Origin of the sequence: Leifsonia sp. EB41 (assembly GCF_041262565.1) — a bacterium.
Taxonomy (GTDB): Bacteria; Actinomycetota; Actinomycetes; order Actinomycetales; family Microbacteriaceae; genus Leifsonia.
This window is the reverse complement of record NZ_JBGCCJ010000001.1, coordinates 3,777,780-3,791,213: the sequence shown is the minus strand read 5'-3', so window position 1 is coordinate 3,791,213 and position 13,434 is coordinate 3,777,780. Positions and strand designations below refer to the sequence as shown.

The following is a 13,434-nucleotide window of genomic DNA, read 5'->3' as shown; positions in this document are numbered from 1 at the left end:
TCTTCCGGCGTTCACGGCGCCGGGACTGGCGGGGATGTCCCTTCTCTCGTGACATGAGCATATCTCACTTACGCGCGGAGCACCACCGTCCCGTCGCACCCCGAAGCAGATGCTCAGCCAGCTGAACGAAGCACCGCGCTGAGCTTCCCCGGTACCCCGACGACCTCCGGGACGACGAGGTCGAGCTCGCCCATCCGCTCGGCCGAGCGCGTCAGCTCGTAGCCCTCGGCGGCGGCCCAGGCGAGCAGCGCGTCCGTGGAGGCGAAGTCCTCGCCCCGCTCGATGAGGGCGCGCGCGAACAGGCCCTTGGCCTGCTTGTTGAAGTGGTTGAGCGCACGAACGGTGCCGCTCTCGTCCCGGGCGAGCACGCGCAGGTAGTGCACGCCCTCGCGTTCGGGCAGCGGTCCGAGCGCGGCGTAGCCCTCCGACCGGAGGTCGAGGATGACGCCGTCGACGGCCGCGAGCTCCGCGGCGCACACCGCGGCCCAGCGCTTCTTGAGCGCCGGCGAGAGCCGCGAGTCGAACGACAGCCGGTAGGCCGGGATCCGGTCGTCCGCGCGCACCAGCCCCAGCAGCGCGGACTGCACCGCGACGGAGCGCGCGGCGAACCGCCACTGCTCCGGGGTCAGCGACGGCGCGTCGAGAGCGTCGTAGAGCACGCCGGTGTAGCGCAGCAGCGCAGGCATCGTCGCCGCCCGGCGCAGGCCGCGGTTCCGCTGGACCTCGTGCGCCTGCTTCGGGCCCAGCTTGAGCGCCTTCGCCGCGGCCTCCGGGGTGCGCGACAGCGCGACGGTGTCGGCGACGACGCCCCTGCGGGTCGCGTTCAGTGCGGGGAAACCGAGCGACTTCAGGGCGAGCGGCTCCCCCTCTCCCCCGTCGCGCTTGGTCTCCGACGGGGGCAGCAGGACGAGCACTCAGCCCGCCAGGAAGGCGAGTGCCGCGTCGACGTTCTCGCCGAGCGGGCGGGCAGTGTCCAGGGTCACCCGCGGAAGCGACGCCGCGGCGCCCTTCCATTCGACGTACTCGTCGATGCTCTGCTCGACGGCGTACGCGGCGATCAGGCCGGTGCGCTTCGCGAGGCGCTGCTCGTGCAGCTCGTCGTCCGAGCACACGGTCTCCACGATGCGCAGCTTCACGCCGCAGCGCTGGGCCAGGTCGCGCCACTGCAGACGCGCGGGCTCGACGGCGTTGACGGCGTCCACGACGACCGAGTGGCCGCTGACGAGCACCTGCTCGGCCATCCGCTCGGCCACCAGGTATGCGGCGAGGCCTGTCGGCTGGTCGGAGTCGATGCCGGCTTTGAGGATCGCGGCCTCGATCGGGTCCACCGAGATCGCCGTCGCGCCGAGCCGGCCCGCGATGATCTCCGCGATGGTGGACTTGCCCGAACCGGGAAGCCCCGCCGTCACGATCAGCACGGGGACGCGGACGTCGCCGAACTGACGTTCGAGCGGGGCTTTCTGGTCGGACATCGTCAGACCAGCTCGGCCTGACGGGCCACGATCGTGACCGTGTTGTTCTCCACGGAGAGGAAGCCGTCGTCGGCCTGCGCCCGGATCGACTCCCCGCCGTTCAGGGTCACGCGCACCTCGCCCTGGGCGAGGATGGCGAGCAGCGGCTCGTGGCCGGGCAGGATACCGATCTGCCCTTCCACGGTCCGCGCGACGACCATGCTCGCCTCGCCCGACCACACTTCGTGGTCGGCAGCGACGACGCTGACGGTGAGGACAGCCATGTCAGCCGTTCTCCTTCTGGATCTGCGCCCACTTCTCCTCGACGTCGGTGATCGCACCGACGTTGAAGAACGCCTGCTCGGCGACGTGGTCGAACTCGCCCTTGGCGATGGCGTCGAACGACTCGATGGTGTCCTTCAGCGGGACGGTCGAGCCCTCGACACCGGTGAACTTCTTCGCCATGTAGGTGTTCTGCGAGAGGAACTGCTGGATGCGGCGGGCGCGCGACACGGTGATCTTGTCCTCTTCGGACAGCTCGTCGACACCGAGGATCGCGATGATCTCCTGCAGCTCCTTGTTCTTCTGGAGGATCTGCTTGACCGTGGTGGCCACGCGGTAGTGGTCGGCGCCCAGGTAGCGGGGGTCGAGGATACGCGAGGTCGAGGTCAGCGGGTCGACGGCCGGGTACAGGCCCTTCGACGCGATCTCACGGGAGAGCTCGGTCGTGGCGTCGAGGTGCGCGAACGTGGTCGCCGGAGCCGGGTCGGTGTAGTCGTCGGCCGGCACGTAGATCGCCTGCAGCGAGGTGATCGAGTGGCCGCGGGTCGACGTGATGCGCTCCTGGAGGAGGCCCATCTCGTCGGCGAGGTTCGGCTGGTAGCCCACCGCGGACGGCATGCGGCCGAGCAGCGTGGAGACCTCGGAGCCCGCCTGCGTGAAGCGGAAGATGTTGTCGATGAAGAGCAGCACGTCCTGCTTCTGCACGTCGCGGAAGTACTCCGCCATCGTCAGCGCGGACAGGGCTACGCGCAGACGCGTTCCCGGCGGCTCGTCCATCTGGCCGAAGACGAGCGCGGTCTTGTCGAAGACGCCAGCCTCCTCCATCTCGTGGATGAGGTCGTTGCCCTCACGGGTGCGCTCGCCGACACCGGCGAACACCGACACACCGCCGTGGTCCTGCGCGACGCGCTGGATCATCTCCTGGATGAGGACGGTCTTGCCGACGCCCGCGCCGCCGAACAGGCCGATCTTGCCGCCCTGGACGTACGGGGTGAGGAGGTCGATGACCTTGATGCCGGTCTCGAACAGCTGGGTCTTCGACTCGAGCTGGTCGAACGCCGGCGGCTGGCGGTGGATGGACCAGCGCTCGCTGATCTCGATCTTCTCGCCGGGCTCGCCGTTGAGGATGTCGCCGGTCACGTTGAAGACCTTGCCCTTGGTGACGTCACCGACGGGCACCGTGATGGGCGAGCCGGTGTCGCGCACCTCGCCGCCGCGGACCAGGCCGTCGGTCGGCTTCAGGGCGATGGCACGGACGAGGTCGTCGCCGAGGTGCTGTGCGACCTCGAGCGTGATCTCGGTCGACTCCTCGCCGATCGTGATGGTGGTCTTCAGGGCGTTGTAGATGCCAGGGATCGAGTCGTGCGGGAACTCGATGTCGACGACCGGACCGGTGACGCGGGCGATGCGTCCCACGCCGGCCGGCTGCGCGGTCGAAGCCTGGGCTTCGGCGGTAGCGGTAGTCATGATTCGTTCTCTCTCGTTAGGACGATTATTTTGCCGAGCTCAGCGCGTCAGCGCCGCCCACGATCTCGGAGATCTGCTGGGTGATCTCCGCCTGGCGGGCGTTGTTGGCCAGTCGCGTGTAGTCGGTGATGAGCTTGTCGGCGTTGTCGCTCGCGGCCTTCATGGCCTTCTGCGTGGCCGCGTGCTTGGAGGCGGCGGACTGCAGCATCGCGTTGAAGATGCGGCTCTCGATGTAGACCGGCAGGAGCGAGTCGAGCACCGTGTTGACGTCGGGCTCGAACTCGTAGAGCGGCAGGACCTGCGTGCGGTCCGGCTCCTCCATGCCCTCGACGACCTCCAGCGGAAGCAGGCGGACGATCTGGGGCTCCTGGGTCAGCATGCTGATGAAGCGGTTGTAGATGACATGGATCTCGTCCACGCCGCCGTCCGATGCGTCACGCAGGAAGGACTCGAGGACCGCGTCGGCGATCTCCTTGGCCTGCTCGAACTCCGGGCTGTCCGTGTTGCCCGTCCACACCCGCTCGAACCCGCGGCGACGGAAGCTGAAGTAGCCCTGCGCCTTGCGCCCGATCAGGAAGTAGACGACCTCCTTGCCCTGGCTCCGGAGCAGCTCGGCGAGCTTCTCCGACTCCTTGAGCACGTTCGAGTTGAACGCGCCCGCGAGGCCGCGGTCCGACGAGAAGATGACGATCGCGGCGCGCTCGATCTTCTCCGGCTCCGTGGTGAGGACGTGCTCGACGTTCGAGTAGGTCGCCACCGCCGACACCGCGCGCGTGATCGCGCGGGCGTACGGCGTGGACGCGGCGACCCTGGCCTGCGCCTTCTGGATGCGTGAGGCGGAGATCAGCTCCATCGCACGGGTGATCTTCTTGGTCGTCTGGGCAGACTTGATCTTCTGCCGGTAGACCCGAAGCTGTGCTCCCATGTGTCTTCCTCAGTACCTATCCGTGCTCAGCGCTTCGCCTTGACGATGCGCTCCTGGTTGACGTCCTCTGCGGCGCTGGCCTGGAACTCCTCGCGGCCGACCGAGGCGAGCGGCTTGCCCTCGCCCGTCTGGAACTCGAGCTTGAACTTGTCGACCTCCTCGCCGAGCTTCGACACGGTGTCGTCGTCGAGGACGTTCGTGTCGCGCAGGGTGGTGAGGATGTCGGTGTTGCGGCGCAGGTGGTCGAGCAGCTCGGCCTCGAAGCGGAGGATGTCCTCCACCGCGACCTCGTCGAGCTTGCCGTTGGTGCCGGCCCAGATCGAGACGACCTGCTCCTCCACCGGGAACGGCGAGTACTGCGGCTGCTTGAGCAGCTCGGTGAGGCGTGCGCCTCGGGCGAGCTGACGACGGCTGGCCTGGTCGAGGTCGGACGCGAACATCGCGAACGCTTCGAGCGAGCGGTACTGCGCCAGCTCGAGCTTGAGCGTGCCGGAGACCTTCTTGATCGACTTGACCTGCGCGTCGCCGCCGACTCGCGAGACCGAGATGCCCACGTCGACCGCCGGACGCTGGTTGGCGTTGAACAGGTCGGACTGCAGGAAGATCTGGCCGTCGGTGATCGAGATCACGTTGGTCGGGATGTACGCCGAGACGTCGTTGGCCTTCGTCTCGATGATCGGCAGACCGGTCATCGAGCCGGCGCCCAGCTCGTCGGAGAGCTTGGCGCAACGCTCCAGCAGGCGGGAGTGCAGGTAGAAGACGTCGCCCGGGTAGGCCTCGCGTCCCGGCGGACGGCGCAGGAGGAGGGAGACGGCGCGGTAGGCCTCCGCCTGCTTCGACAGGTCGTCGAAGATGATCAGGACGTGCTTGCCGCCGTACATCCAGTGCTGGCCGATGGCCGAACCGGTGTAGGGGGCGAGGTACTTGAAGCCGGCCGGGTCGGAGGCCGGGGCCGCGACGATGGTGGTGTACTCCATCGCGCCGGCGTCCTCGAGCGCGCCCTTCACCGAGGCGATGGTCGAGCCCTTCTGGCCGATCGCGACGTAGATGCAGCGGACCTGCTTGTTGACGTCGCCGGACTCCCAGTTGGCCTTCTGGTTGATGATCGTGTCGATCGCGATGGCCGTCTTGCCGGTCTGGCGGTCGCCGATGATGAGCTGGCGCTGGCCGCGGCCGACGGGGATCATGGCGTCGATCGCCTTGATGCCGGTCTGGAGCGGCTCGTGCACCGACTTGCGCTGCATCACGCCGGGGGCCTGGAGCTCGAGCGCGCGGCGGCCCTCCGAGGCGATCTCGCCGAGGCCGTCGATCGGGTTGCCGAGCGGGTCGACCACGCGGCCGAGGTAGCCGTCGCCGACGGGGACGGAGAGGACCTCGCCGGTGCGGGTCACCTCCATGCCCTCGACGATCTGGTCGAACTCGCCGAGGACCACGACGCCGACCTCGTTCTCGTCGAGGTTCTGCGCCAGGCCCAGGGTGCCGTCCGCGAAGCGGATGAGCTCGTTGGCCATCACGCCGGGGAGGCCCTCGACGTGCGCGATGCCGTCGGAGGCGTCGAGGACGTGCCCGACCTCGGTGGTGGAGGCGCCGGCCGGCTCGTACTTCGAGACGAAGTCCTTGAGCGCGTCCCGGATCTCATCGGGGCTGATCTGAATGTCTGCCATCGTTTTCCCTATCTGGGTTTCTCTCTAGGGCGGTCAGCCCGCGAGCTGAAGTCGGAGTTCGGTGAGGCGCGACGCGACGCTTCCGTCGATGACGTCGTCGCCGATCTGCACGCGCAGGCCGCCGAGGATCGCCGGGTCGACGACCTCGTTGAGCTTGAGGTCGCCGTACGTCGCGGCGAGGCTCGCGCGGAGGCGCTCGGCCTGCTCGGCCGGGAGCGGCGTGGCGGTGACGACCGTGGCGATCGCCTGGCCGTACTGGGAGGCCACGATGCGGGCGGCCTCGCGCAGCGACTCGCGGACGCTGCGGCCGCGCGGCTGCAGCACGAGCTGGCGCGCGATCGCGACGGTCTGCATCGACGCCTTGCCCGCGAGCAGGCGCTCGGCGAGAGCGGCCTTCGCCTCGGGCGCTGCGAGCTTGCTGCGGAGCGCGAGCTCGAGCCCCGCGTCGGAGGTCACGGCGCCTCCGAATGCGAAGAGCTCGCCAGGGATGTCCACGTTCCGGGGCGCGGAGGCGGCGATCGAGCGGATGCCGAGCTCCTCGATCGCGGCAAGGACGTCGTCCTGGCCGGACCAGCGCTCGCCGGCGACGACGGTCAGCAGCTCGACCGCTGGCGCCGAGAGCGACGCGAAGACGCGCTGGACCAGCGCGGTCTTGCCCTCGGCGGACGCCGAGGGGTCGCTGAGGACCGCACGGAGCTGGGCGGAGTCTGCGACGACTCGTCCTGCGGCGAACAGGTCTTCAGCCGTCGCCAGATCGGCCTTGGACCCGAGCTCGGCGAGCGCCGAGACGGATCGGGCCAGTGCTTCTCTGGAGGCGCTTCCCATCAGTTGCTCGACCCTGCTTCCTGGGCCTTCCGGGCGTCGGCGGACTCGAGGTCGGCCAGGAAGCGATCGACGATCGCCTGGGCCTTCTTGTCGTCCGTGAGCACCTCGCCGACGACGCCGGAGGCGAGGTCGATCGCGAGCGAGCCGACTTCGCCGCGGAGCGAGACGAGCGCGCCCTGGCGCTCCGCCTCGATCTGGGCCTGGGCGGCTGCGGTCACGCGCGCGGCTTCTGCGGTGGCGTTGTCTTTGGCCTCCGCGACGATCTTCTGACCGTCGGTGCGGGCCGTCTCGCGGATCTTGGCCGCCTCGGCGCGCGCGTCGGCGAGCTGCGCGGTGTACTCCTCGAGCAGCGCCTCGGCCTTGTGCTGAGCCTCGTCGGCCTTGGCGATGTTGCCCTCGATCGCCTCAGCACGCTCATCCAGGAGCTTCCGCATGCGCGGAAGGACCAGCTTCCAGAAGAAGAACAGGATGATGATGAAGCAGATCAGCGAGGCGATGATGTCCGGCCACTGCGGAATGAGCGGGTTAGGGTGCTCCTCCGCCGCGGCGATCACGACACTGTTGAGCATCGTTCCTCCTTACGGGATGGGCTAAAGAGGATCAGACGAAGATGAAGTAGGTAGCGATACCGATGAAGGCGAGCGCCTCGGTGAACGCGATACCGATGTACATCAGGACCTGGAGACGGCCGGCCAGCTCAGGCTGACGGGCGACGCCCTCGATGGTCTTGCCGACGACGATGCCAACGCCAATGGCCGGGCCGATGGCGGCGAGGCCGTATCCGACAGTGGCGATGTTGCCGTTGATAGCAGCGATGTCCACGTTATGTATTTCCTTCCGTGATGGCGATCCGTGCGGGCGCGCGGATCGTTCTTAGTGTTCCTCGGCGACTGCGAGCTGGATGTAGACAGCCGTGAGCAGTGCGAAGACGTAGGCCTGGAGGACAGCCACCAGGATCTCGAAGAGGGTGAATGCGAAGCCGAAGGCGAAGGTTCCGACACCGAAGAGCGCCCACCAGCCGCCGACCTCGAAGAAGAAGAACGAGGTCGCGGTGAAGAACAGGACGAGCAGCAGGTGCCCGACGACCATGTTCATCAGGAGTCGGAGCGTCAGCGTGATCGGCCGCAGGACGAAGGTCGAGATGAACTCGATCGGCGTCACGATGATGTAGAGGAACGGCGGCACGCCGGGCGGGAACAGGGAGTTCTTGAAGAAGTTCTTCGGGCTCTTCTTGATGCCCGCGTAGATGAACGTGACATAGGCCACGACGGCGAGCAGCAACGGCAGCGCGATCACCGAGGTGCCCGCGATGTTGAGGAACGGGATGGCGCCGGTCAGGTTGAAGAACAGCACCATGAAGAAGATGGTGGTCAGCAGCGGCAGGAACCGGCGGCCGTCCTTGCGGCCGAGCAGGTCCTCCCCGATGTTGACGCGGACGAAGTCGAGGCCCATCTCGACGACCGACTGGAACCGGCGGGGCACGATCGTCATCTTGCGCGTGCCGAGCCAGAAGACCAGGATCAGCACGACCAGCGCGATGAGGCGCACGACGACGATGCGGTTGAACTCGAGTCCGCCGATGGTGAACAGGGTGGGTGGGAAGAACTCGTTGATCGATGGGCCTTGGAAGCTTCCTCCATCGGAGCTTGAGGCCTGGACCAGCAGGTTCACAGCGTTAGCTAACAGCGCTATCTCCTGTTTCGGGGCGTCGAGCTGGAAAGCTCTCGCGACGACGAACGGTGGACACCCGATATGAGTTGCGCTCCGGCGTTACGTGGGCGCGACGGGTGGGGGATCACTGACAACTCTACAAGAGTTTTCAACCGGTAACGAATCGGATAAGGTTCAGCGTTTGTCCCCCGGCAGCGTGACGTCGCTGGCGTAAGGAATCCGCGACCGGAACACCACGATCATGTCGACCACGAGCGACCCGATGACGCCCGCGATCAGGCTCAGGAACAGCACGGTGGGGTTGATCCACGGCTGGTCGCGCAGCAGGATCGCGAGCACGATGAAGAGCACGAACTTCACGATCCAGCCGCCCAGCACGATGCCGAAGAACAGCCCGACGAACAGGTCGGAGCCGATGAAGCGGTTGGCGATCAGGATGCTGAGCGCGGTGATGCCGAGGAAGACCGCGGCCATCACGGTGCCGATCAGCGCGCTCGTGACGCCGACCCAGCCGGCGAAGATCCCGCCGAGCACCATCCCGACCACCGCGATGATCACGGCGAGGATCAGGCCGTACTTCAGCACGTCCCTCAGCACCGGGGTCGAGGTGGGCTGCTGAGGGGTGGCCTTCGGGGTGTGGTCCGGCCGCGGGGCGGGTGCGCCGTCCTGGTGGTCGGTCATCGGGTCTCCTTGCTGGTGGGGCCGTCGGTGTCGCCCGGCGGAATAGTCACGGGAATGCTTTCGCTCGCGATGTCGAGCTGGTCGTACTTCGCCGTCTCCTCGGCCTCCTTGCTCCCCGCAGGGGCGAGCTCGGCGACGGCCTCGTTGAGCTTGCGGCGGCTGAGCGGCGCGAGTGTGATCGCGGTGCAGATCACCAGGCCGATCGCGACGAAGACGATGGCCATCCAGTACGGGTCGAAGAAGAACAGCAGGCACCCGATCGACAGCACGGCGGTCCACGCGTAGAAGATCAGCACGGCGTGCAGGTGCGAGTGGCCCATGTCGAGCAGCCGGTGGTGCAGGTGCTTGCGGTCCGCGCTGAACGGCGACTTGCCCGCCCGCAGCCGGCGCACGACCGCCAGCCCGAAGTCGAGCAGTGGGATGACGAGCACCGCGAACGGGATGGTCACCGGGATGAACGCGGGCACCAGCGACGACTTGCCGAGCGTCTGCAGCGCCTCCGGGTTGATCGTGCCGGTCACCGAGATGGCCGAGGTCGCCATCAGCAGGCCGATCAGCAGGGCGCCGGCGTCGCCCATGAACATCTTCGCCGGATGCCAGTTGAGCGGCAGGAAGCCCGCGCACGCGCCGACCAGGATGGCCGCGATGACGCCGGCGAGGCTGAAGTAGTTCTGCGGGCTGATGTCGCGCTGCAGCAGGTACGTGTAGACGAGGAACGTGCCGTTGGCGATGAGCGCGACACCGGCGACGAGGCCGTCCAGGCCGTCGATGAAGTTGATGGCGTTCATCACGAGCACGATCGCGAACAGCGTGATCAGGATGCTCATCACCGGCGAGCCGATGGTGAGGCCGCCGATCGGCAGCGAGTAGATCTGCACGCCCAGCCAGGCGACGATCCCTGCCGCGACGAACTGCCCGGCGAGCTTGGTCATCCAGTCGAGGTCCCACAGGTCGTCGGCGACCCCCAGCACGACGATGAGCAGGGCAGCGCCCAGGATCGCGATGATGGGGCCCGCGTCCGAGAAGATCAGCGAGAGCACGCCGAACTGGCTGGACAGCAGCCACGCGATGCCGAACGCCACGAGGATCCCGAGGAACATCGCGACGCCGCCGAGCCGGGGCGTCGGCCGGGTGTGGACGTCGCGCTCCCGGATCTTCGGGTAGAGCTTGAAGCGCATCGCCACCCGGTAGACCACAAGGGACATCCCGAACGTGATGACGGCCGAGATGAGTGCGAGGGCAAGGAAGAGGGTCACGGGCTCAGGTGTCCGCGGCGGTGTCGGCGACCGCCTCGGCCTCGTCGACCGCGTCCTGCTCGTCGGCCATGTCGGACTCGTCGGCGAGCGCGTCGCCCACGACGGCGCGGAGCTGTTCGGCCGTGATGACGCCGTGCCGGAGGATGCGGAGCTTGCCCGCGCCGGCAGCCAGCGCGGTCGCGTCGACGATGGTGGAGGAGGAGTCCTTGCCCTCCACGCGCTCGTACGCGGTGCCGGCCTCTCCCCCGTCGAGGTAGATGGAGACGGACTCGCCGAGCATGGCCTCCGCCTCCGCAGCGGTGCGGGCGGCCGGACGGCCGGTGAGGTTGGCGGAGGAGACGGCCAGCGGGCCGGTCTCGGAGAGGATCTCCAGGGCGATCTGGTCCTGCGGCATGCGCAGCGCGACGGTGCCCTTGGTCTCGCCGAGATCCCAGACCAGGGAGGGTGCGGCGGGCAGGACGATGGTGAGGCCGCCCGGCCAGAACTCACGCACGAGCGCGTCGACCTCGGCGGGGACCTGCTCGGCCAGCGCGGCGAGCGTGGGGATGCCGGGCACGAGCACCGGAGGCGGCGACTGACGGCCGCGTCCCTTCGCGTCGAGGAGCCGCTGCACCGCGGCCGGGCTGAAGGCGTCGGCGGCGACACCGTAAACCGTGTCGGTGGGGATCACGACGAGCTCGCCGCGGCCGATCGCCCCGCGGGCGAGGCGCATGCCGGTGAGCAGTTCGGAGTCGACGGAGCAGTCGTAGATGGGAGCCATGACGGCACCCATGATAGTTGAGCCAGTGCAAGGTTCCCTGCGACAGCGCCCCGTGCGGGACGATACTGGTGGCGATGGACGTCTACTTCTTCGACTGCGACAAGACCCTGTACGACTACGACTTCCACAAACGGCTCCCCCGCCTCGCGGAGCTGAGCGGCGTGAGCCAGTACCGGCTCGCGTCGAGCTGGTGGGCCGGAGGCCACGAGCGCGCCGCCGAGATCGGCGAGTACGCGACGAGCGACGAGTACCTCGCGGCGTTCGCGGAGGTGACGGGAGCGCATCTCACGCTGGAGCAGTGGCAGGAGGCCAGGAAGGCCGCGATGACCCGCATCGACGGGTCGATCGAGGCGCTGCGGGTGGCCGCCGGGCTCGGGACCGTCTCGCTGCTGTCCAACAACCCGATCCCGTTCAAGGACTCGCTGCCGGTGCTGATGCCGGAGGTGGCGGACATCCTCGGCAGCAACGACCTGGTCTCCGCGGTGCTCGGAGCACGCAAGCCGGAGCGGCGCATCTACACCCGGGCGCTCGGGAGGTTCGGCGCGCGGCCGGAGGACGCCATCCTGTTCGACGACTCGCTCGCGAACGTCGAAGGCGCGCGTGAGGCGGGGATGCATGCCCACCACTTCACGCGCGCCGACGACGGGACGTTCGACACGGACGGGATGCTCACCGCGATCCGCGCGTTCGCGGAGCGGTGAGGTGAGCGCTGAGCGTCCCGCTCAGCGCCTCCCGGTCTTGCGACGGAACAGCCACACCGCCCAGACGTAGGCCCCCGCGATGATCACCGCGCACCAGCCCAGCGCCCACCAGAGCTCGCTGCCGGGGTCGCGCCCGAACAGGAGCGCGCGGATGGTCTCGATGATCGGCGTGATCGGCTGGTTCTGCGCGATCCACTGCAGCCAGGTCGGCATCGTGTCGGTGGGCACGAACGCGCTCGACAGGTACGGCACGAACAGCAGCGCGAACCCGTAGCCGCTGGCGGCGGTCGGGTTGGCCGCCGCGAGTCCGATCGCCGCGTAGAGCCAGGTGATGGCGAGGATGAAGAGCGCGACCATCCCGAGCGCGCCCAGCCATTCGAGCGCGTTCGCGGTCGGGCGGAAGCCGACCGCGAGCGCGACGCCGATCACGACCCCGGTCGCGAGCAGGTTGCGCAGGAGGCTGGCGACGACGTGCCCCGTGACCACGCCGCCGGCCTGGAGCGGCATGGGTGCGGAACCGGTCGACGATGCCGTTGCTCATGTCCTCGGCCACGTCGACCGCGGTGCTGGAGGCTCCGAACCCGGCGCAGAGCAGGATGATACCCGGCACGACGTAGTCGACGTAGCCGCCTTCCTTGTCGAGCGCACCGCCGAACACGAAGGTGAACAGCAGCATCAGCATCACCGGGAGGACGATCGCCATCGTCAGCGCCTCGACATTGCGGAGCGAGTGCCGGACGCTGCGGCCGATGAACACCGCTGTCGCGGTGGCGCGGCCCACGCGCCGGGAGGCTGTGCGGCCGGTCGGCAGGACGGGAGAGGTGAGGGCGGTCATCGGACGGCCTCCTTCTGGAATTCGGTGCGGTTGCCGGTGAGCGCGAGGAACGCGTCGTCCAGGCTGGGCTTGCGGATGGCGATGGACGCGCCGGGGACGCCCAGCCGGTCGAGGACCTCGATCGCGTCCCGGAGGCCGTCGACGGTGCCGTCGGTCGGCAGTTCGCGGACGATCTCGTCGGCGGCGTCGCGGAGCTCCACGACCTCCCCGCCGACACGCGCTTTGAGCTCGACGGCCGTGCCTTCTGCGACGATCGTGCCGTGGTCGAGCACGGCGATCCGGTCGGCGAGCTGGTCGGCCTCCTCCAGGTACTGCGTGGTGAGGAGCATGGTGACGCCGCCCGCGGCGAGGTCCCGGATGATGGCCCAGAGCGCCTGCCTGCTGCGGGTGTCGAGCCCGGTGGTCGGCTCGTCGAGGACGATGACCGGCGGCGTCGCGACGAGGCTGAGCGCCAGGTCGAGGCGGCGGCGCATCCCACCGGAGTAGGTCTTCACGCGCTTGCGGGCGGCGTCGCGGAGGTCGAAGCCGTCGATCAGCTCGGCGGCGCGCTGGGCGGCCTCCGCCCGGCCGAAGCCGGAGAGCCGCGCCATCATGCGGAGGTTCTCCTCCGCCGTGAGGACTTCGTCCACCGCCGCGGACTGGCCGGTGAGGCTGATCGACCGCTTGACGCCCTCCGGGTCGGCGACGACGTCGTGGCCGCAGATCACCGCGCTGCCGCCGTCGGGCGCGACCAGGGTGCTGAGGATGTTGATGAACGTCGTCTTGCCCGCCCCGTTCGGTCCGAGCAGGGCGAACACGGTGCCGCGCTCGACGCGCAGGTCGACCCCGTCGAGGACGGTCTGCGCGCCGAAGGACTTGCGCAGTCCGGCGACCTCGATCGCTGGTGCTGTCATGATCCGGTTCCTTTCGAGTTCTG

The 13,434-nt window shown here is 68.5% G+C and carries 16 protein-coding genes; 1 reads left to right on the top strand and 15 read right to left on the bottom strand.

Going from position 1 to position 13,434, the window contains the following annotated elements; all coding sequences use genetic code 11:
* Positions 1 to 113: 113 nt before the first annotated feature.
* The 13 genes from ABH923_RS18680 to ABH923_RS18620 all read right to left on the bottom strand — a co-directional run bounded on the left by ABH923_RS18680 (position 114) and on the right by ABH923_RS18620 (position 10,982).
* Positions 114 to 914 carry a YaaA family protein gene (locus ABH923_RS18680; protein ID WP_370056898.1) on the bottom strand — a complete coding sequence of 267 codons (801 nt, stop codon included), beginning with the start codon at positions 912 to 914 and terminating at the stop codon, positions 114 to 116.
* Positions 915 to 1,472 carry an AAA family ATPase gene (locus ABH923_RS18675; RefSeq protein ID WP_370056897.1) on the bottom strand — a complete coding sequence of 186 codons (558 nt, stop codon included), beginning with the start codon at positions 1,470 to 1,472 and terminating at the stop codon, positions 915 to 917.
* Between the two features lie 2 nt (positions 1,473 to 1,474).
* Positions 1,475 to 1,735, bottom strand: a complete 261-nt coding sequence (locus ABH923_RS18670) for a F0F1 ATP synthase subunit epsilon (RefSeq protein ID WP_370056896.1) — start codon at positions 1,733 to 1,735, stop codon at positions 1,475 to 1,477.
* A 1-nt stretch (position 1,736) separates the two neighbouring features.
* Positions 1,737 to 3,200: a F0F1 ATP synthase subunit beta gene (gene atpD / locus ABH923_RS18665; protein ID WP_370056894.1), complete on the bottom strand. Its 1,464-nt coding sequence runs from the start codon at positions 3,198 to 3,200 to the stop codon at positions 1,737 to 1,739.
* Between the two features lie 25 nt (positions 3,201 to 3,225).
* On the bottom strand, positions 3,226 to 4,125 hold the full coding sequence (locus ABH923_RS18660; protein WP_370056893.1) for a F0F1 ATP synthase subunit gamma: 900 nt from the start codon (positions 4,123 to 4,125) through the stop codon (positions 3,226 to 3,228).
* 26 nt (positions 4,126 to 4,151) lie between these two features.
* A complete protein-coding gene (gene atpA, locus ABH923_RS18655) occupies positions 4,152 to 5,789 on the bottom strand; it encodes a F0F1 ATP synthase subunit alpha (protein ID WP_370056892.1) in 1,638 nt (545 codons plus the stop codon).
* A gap of 33 nt (positions 5,790 to 5,822) precedes the next feature.
* The gene (locus ABH923_RS18650; RefSeq protein ID WP_370056891.1) at positions 5,823 to 6,614 is read right to left on the bottom strand and encodes a F0F1 ATP synthase subunit delta; all 792 of its coding nucleotides are present in this window, start codon (positions 6,612 to 6,614) and stop codon (positions 5,823 to 5,825) included.
* Positions 6,614 to 7,183, bottom strand: a complete 570-nt coding sequence (locus tag ABH923_RS18645) for a F0F1 ATP synthase subunit B (protein ID WP_370056890.1) — start codon at positions 7,181 to 7,183, stop codon at positions 6,614 to 6,616. Before ABH923_RS18645 ends, ABH923_RS18650 begins: the two co-directional genes overlap by 1 nt.
* 31 nt (positions 7,184 to 7,214) lie before the next feature.
* On the bottom strand, positions 7,215 to 7,436 hold the full coding sequence (gene atpE, locus ABH923_RS18640; RefSeq protein WP_064111451.1) for an ATP synthase F0 subunit C: 222 nt from the start codon (positions 7,434 to 7,436) through the stop codon (positions 7,215 to 7,217).
* Positions 7,437 to 7,487: 51 nt separating this feature from the next.
* Positions 7,488 to 8,285, bottom strand: a complete 798-nt coding sequence (gene atpB, locus ABH923_RS18635; protein ID WP_370056889.1) for a F0F1 ATP synthase subunit A — start codon at positions 8,283 to 8,285, stop codon at positions 7,488 to 7,490.
* Between the two features lie 174 nt (positions 8,286 to 8,459).
* The gene (locus ABH923_RS18630; protein WP_370056888.1) at positions 8,460 to 8,966 is read right to left on the bottom strand and encodes a hypothetical protein; all 507 of its coding nucleotides are present in this window, start codon (positions 8,964 to 8,966) and stop codon (positions 8,460 to 8,462) included.
* On the bottom strand, positions 8,963 to 10,222 hold the full coding sequence (locus tag ABH923_RS18625) for an MraY family glycosyltransferase (protein ID WP_370056887.1): 1,260 nt from the start codon (positions 10,220 to 10,222) through the stop codon (positions 8,963 to 8,965). Before ABH923_RS18625 ends, ABH923_RS18630 begins: the two co-directional genes overlap by 4 nt.
* A gap of 4 nt (positions 10,223 to 10,226) precedes the next feature.
* A complete protein-coding gene (locus ABH923_RS18620) occupies positions 10,227 to 10,982 on the bottom strand; it encodes an L-threonylcarbamoyladenylate synthase (RefSeq protein WP_370056886.1) in 756 nt (251 codons plus the stop codon).
* A gap of 74 nt (positions 10,983 to 11,056) precedes the next feature.
* Here ABH923_RS18620 and ABH923_RS18615 point away from each other — a divergent pair, with 74 nt between their 5' ends.
* Positions 11,057 to 11,683: an HAD family hydrolase gene (locus ABH923_RS18615; RefSeq protein ID WP_370056885.1), complete on the top strand. Its 627-nt coding sequence runs from the start codon at positions 11,057 to 11,059 to the stop codon at positions 11,681 to 11,683.
* A gap of 21 nt (positions 11,684 to 11,704) precedes the next feature.
* On the opposite strand, the gene ABH923_RS18610 is transcribed toward ABH923_RS18615, so the two are convergent.
* Positions 11,705 to 12,190, bottom strand: coding sequence for an ABC transporter permease (locus tag ABH923_RS18610; RefSeq protein ID WP_370056884.1), 486 nt, complete (start codon positions 12,188 to 12,190; stop codon positions 11,705 to 11,707).
* 324 nt (positions 12,191 to 12,514) lie between these two features.
* Positions 12,515 to 13,411: an ATP-binding cassette domain-containing protein gene (locus tag ABH923_RS18605; protein ID WP_370056883.1), complete on the bottom strand. Its 897-nt coding sequence runs from the start codon at positions 13,409 to 13,411 to the stop codon at positions 12,515 to 12,517.
* Positions 13,412 to 13,434: the final 23 nt, after the last annotated feature.

Coding starts and splice junctions, on each gene's coding strand:
- ABH923_RS18675 (WP_370056897.1), bottom strand. CDS start 1,472: ATGTCCGACCAGAAAGCCCCGCTCGAACGTCAGTTCGGCGACGTCCGC.
- ABH923_RS18670 (WP_370056896.1), bottom strand. CDS start 1,735: ATGGCTGTCCTCACCGTCAGCGTCGTCGCTGCCGACCACGAAGTGTGG.
- atpD (WP_370056894.1), bottom strand. CDS start 3,200: ATGACTACCGCTACCGCCGAAGCCCAGGCTTCGACCGCGCAGCCGGCC.
- ABH923_RS18660 (WP_370056893.1), bottom strand. CDS start 4,125: ATGGGAGCACAGCTTCGGGTCTACCGGCAGAAGATCAAGTCTGCCCAG.
- atpA (WP_370056892.1), bottom strand. CDS start 5,789: ATGGCAGACATTCAGATCAGCCCCGATGAGATCCGGGACGCGCTCAAG.
- ABH923_RS18650 (WP_370056891.1), bottom strand. CDS start 6,614: ATGGGAAGCGCCTCCAGAGAAGCACTGGCCCGATCCGTCTCGGCGCTC.
- ABH923_RS18645 (WP_370056890.1), bottom strand. CDS start 7,183: ATGCTCAACAGTGTCGTGATCGCCGCGGCGGAGGAGCACCCTAACCCG.
- ABH923_RS18630 (WP_370056888.1), bottom strand. CDS start 8,966: ATGACCGACCACCAGGACGGCGCACCCGCCCCGCGGCCGGACCACACC.
- ABH923_RS18620 (WP_370056886.1), bottom strand. CDS start 10,982: ATGGCTCCCATCTACGACTGCTCCGTCGACTCCGAACTGCTCACCGGC.
- ABH923_RS18615 (WP_370056885.1), top strand. CDS start 11,057: ATGGACGTCTACTTCTTCGACTGCGACAAGACCCTGTACGACTACGAC.
- ABH923_RS18610 (WP_370056884.1), bottom strand. CDS start 12,190: ATGCCGCTCCAGGCCGGCGGCGTGGTCACGGGGCACGTCGTCGCCAGC.
- ABH923_RS18605 (WP_370056883.1), bottom strand. CDS start 13,411: ATGACAGCACCAGCGATCGAGGTCGCCGGACTGCGCAAGTCCTTCGGC.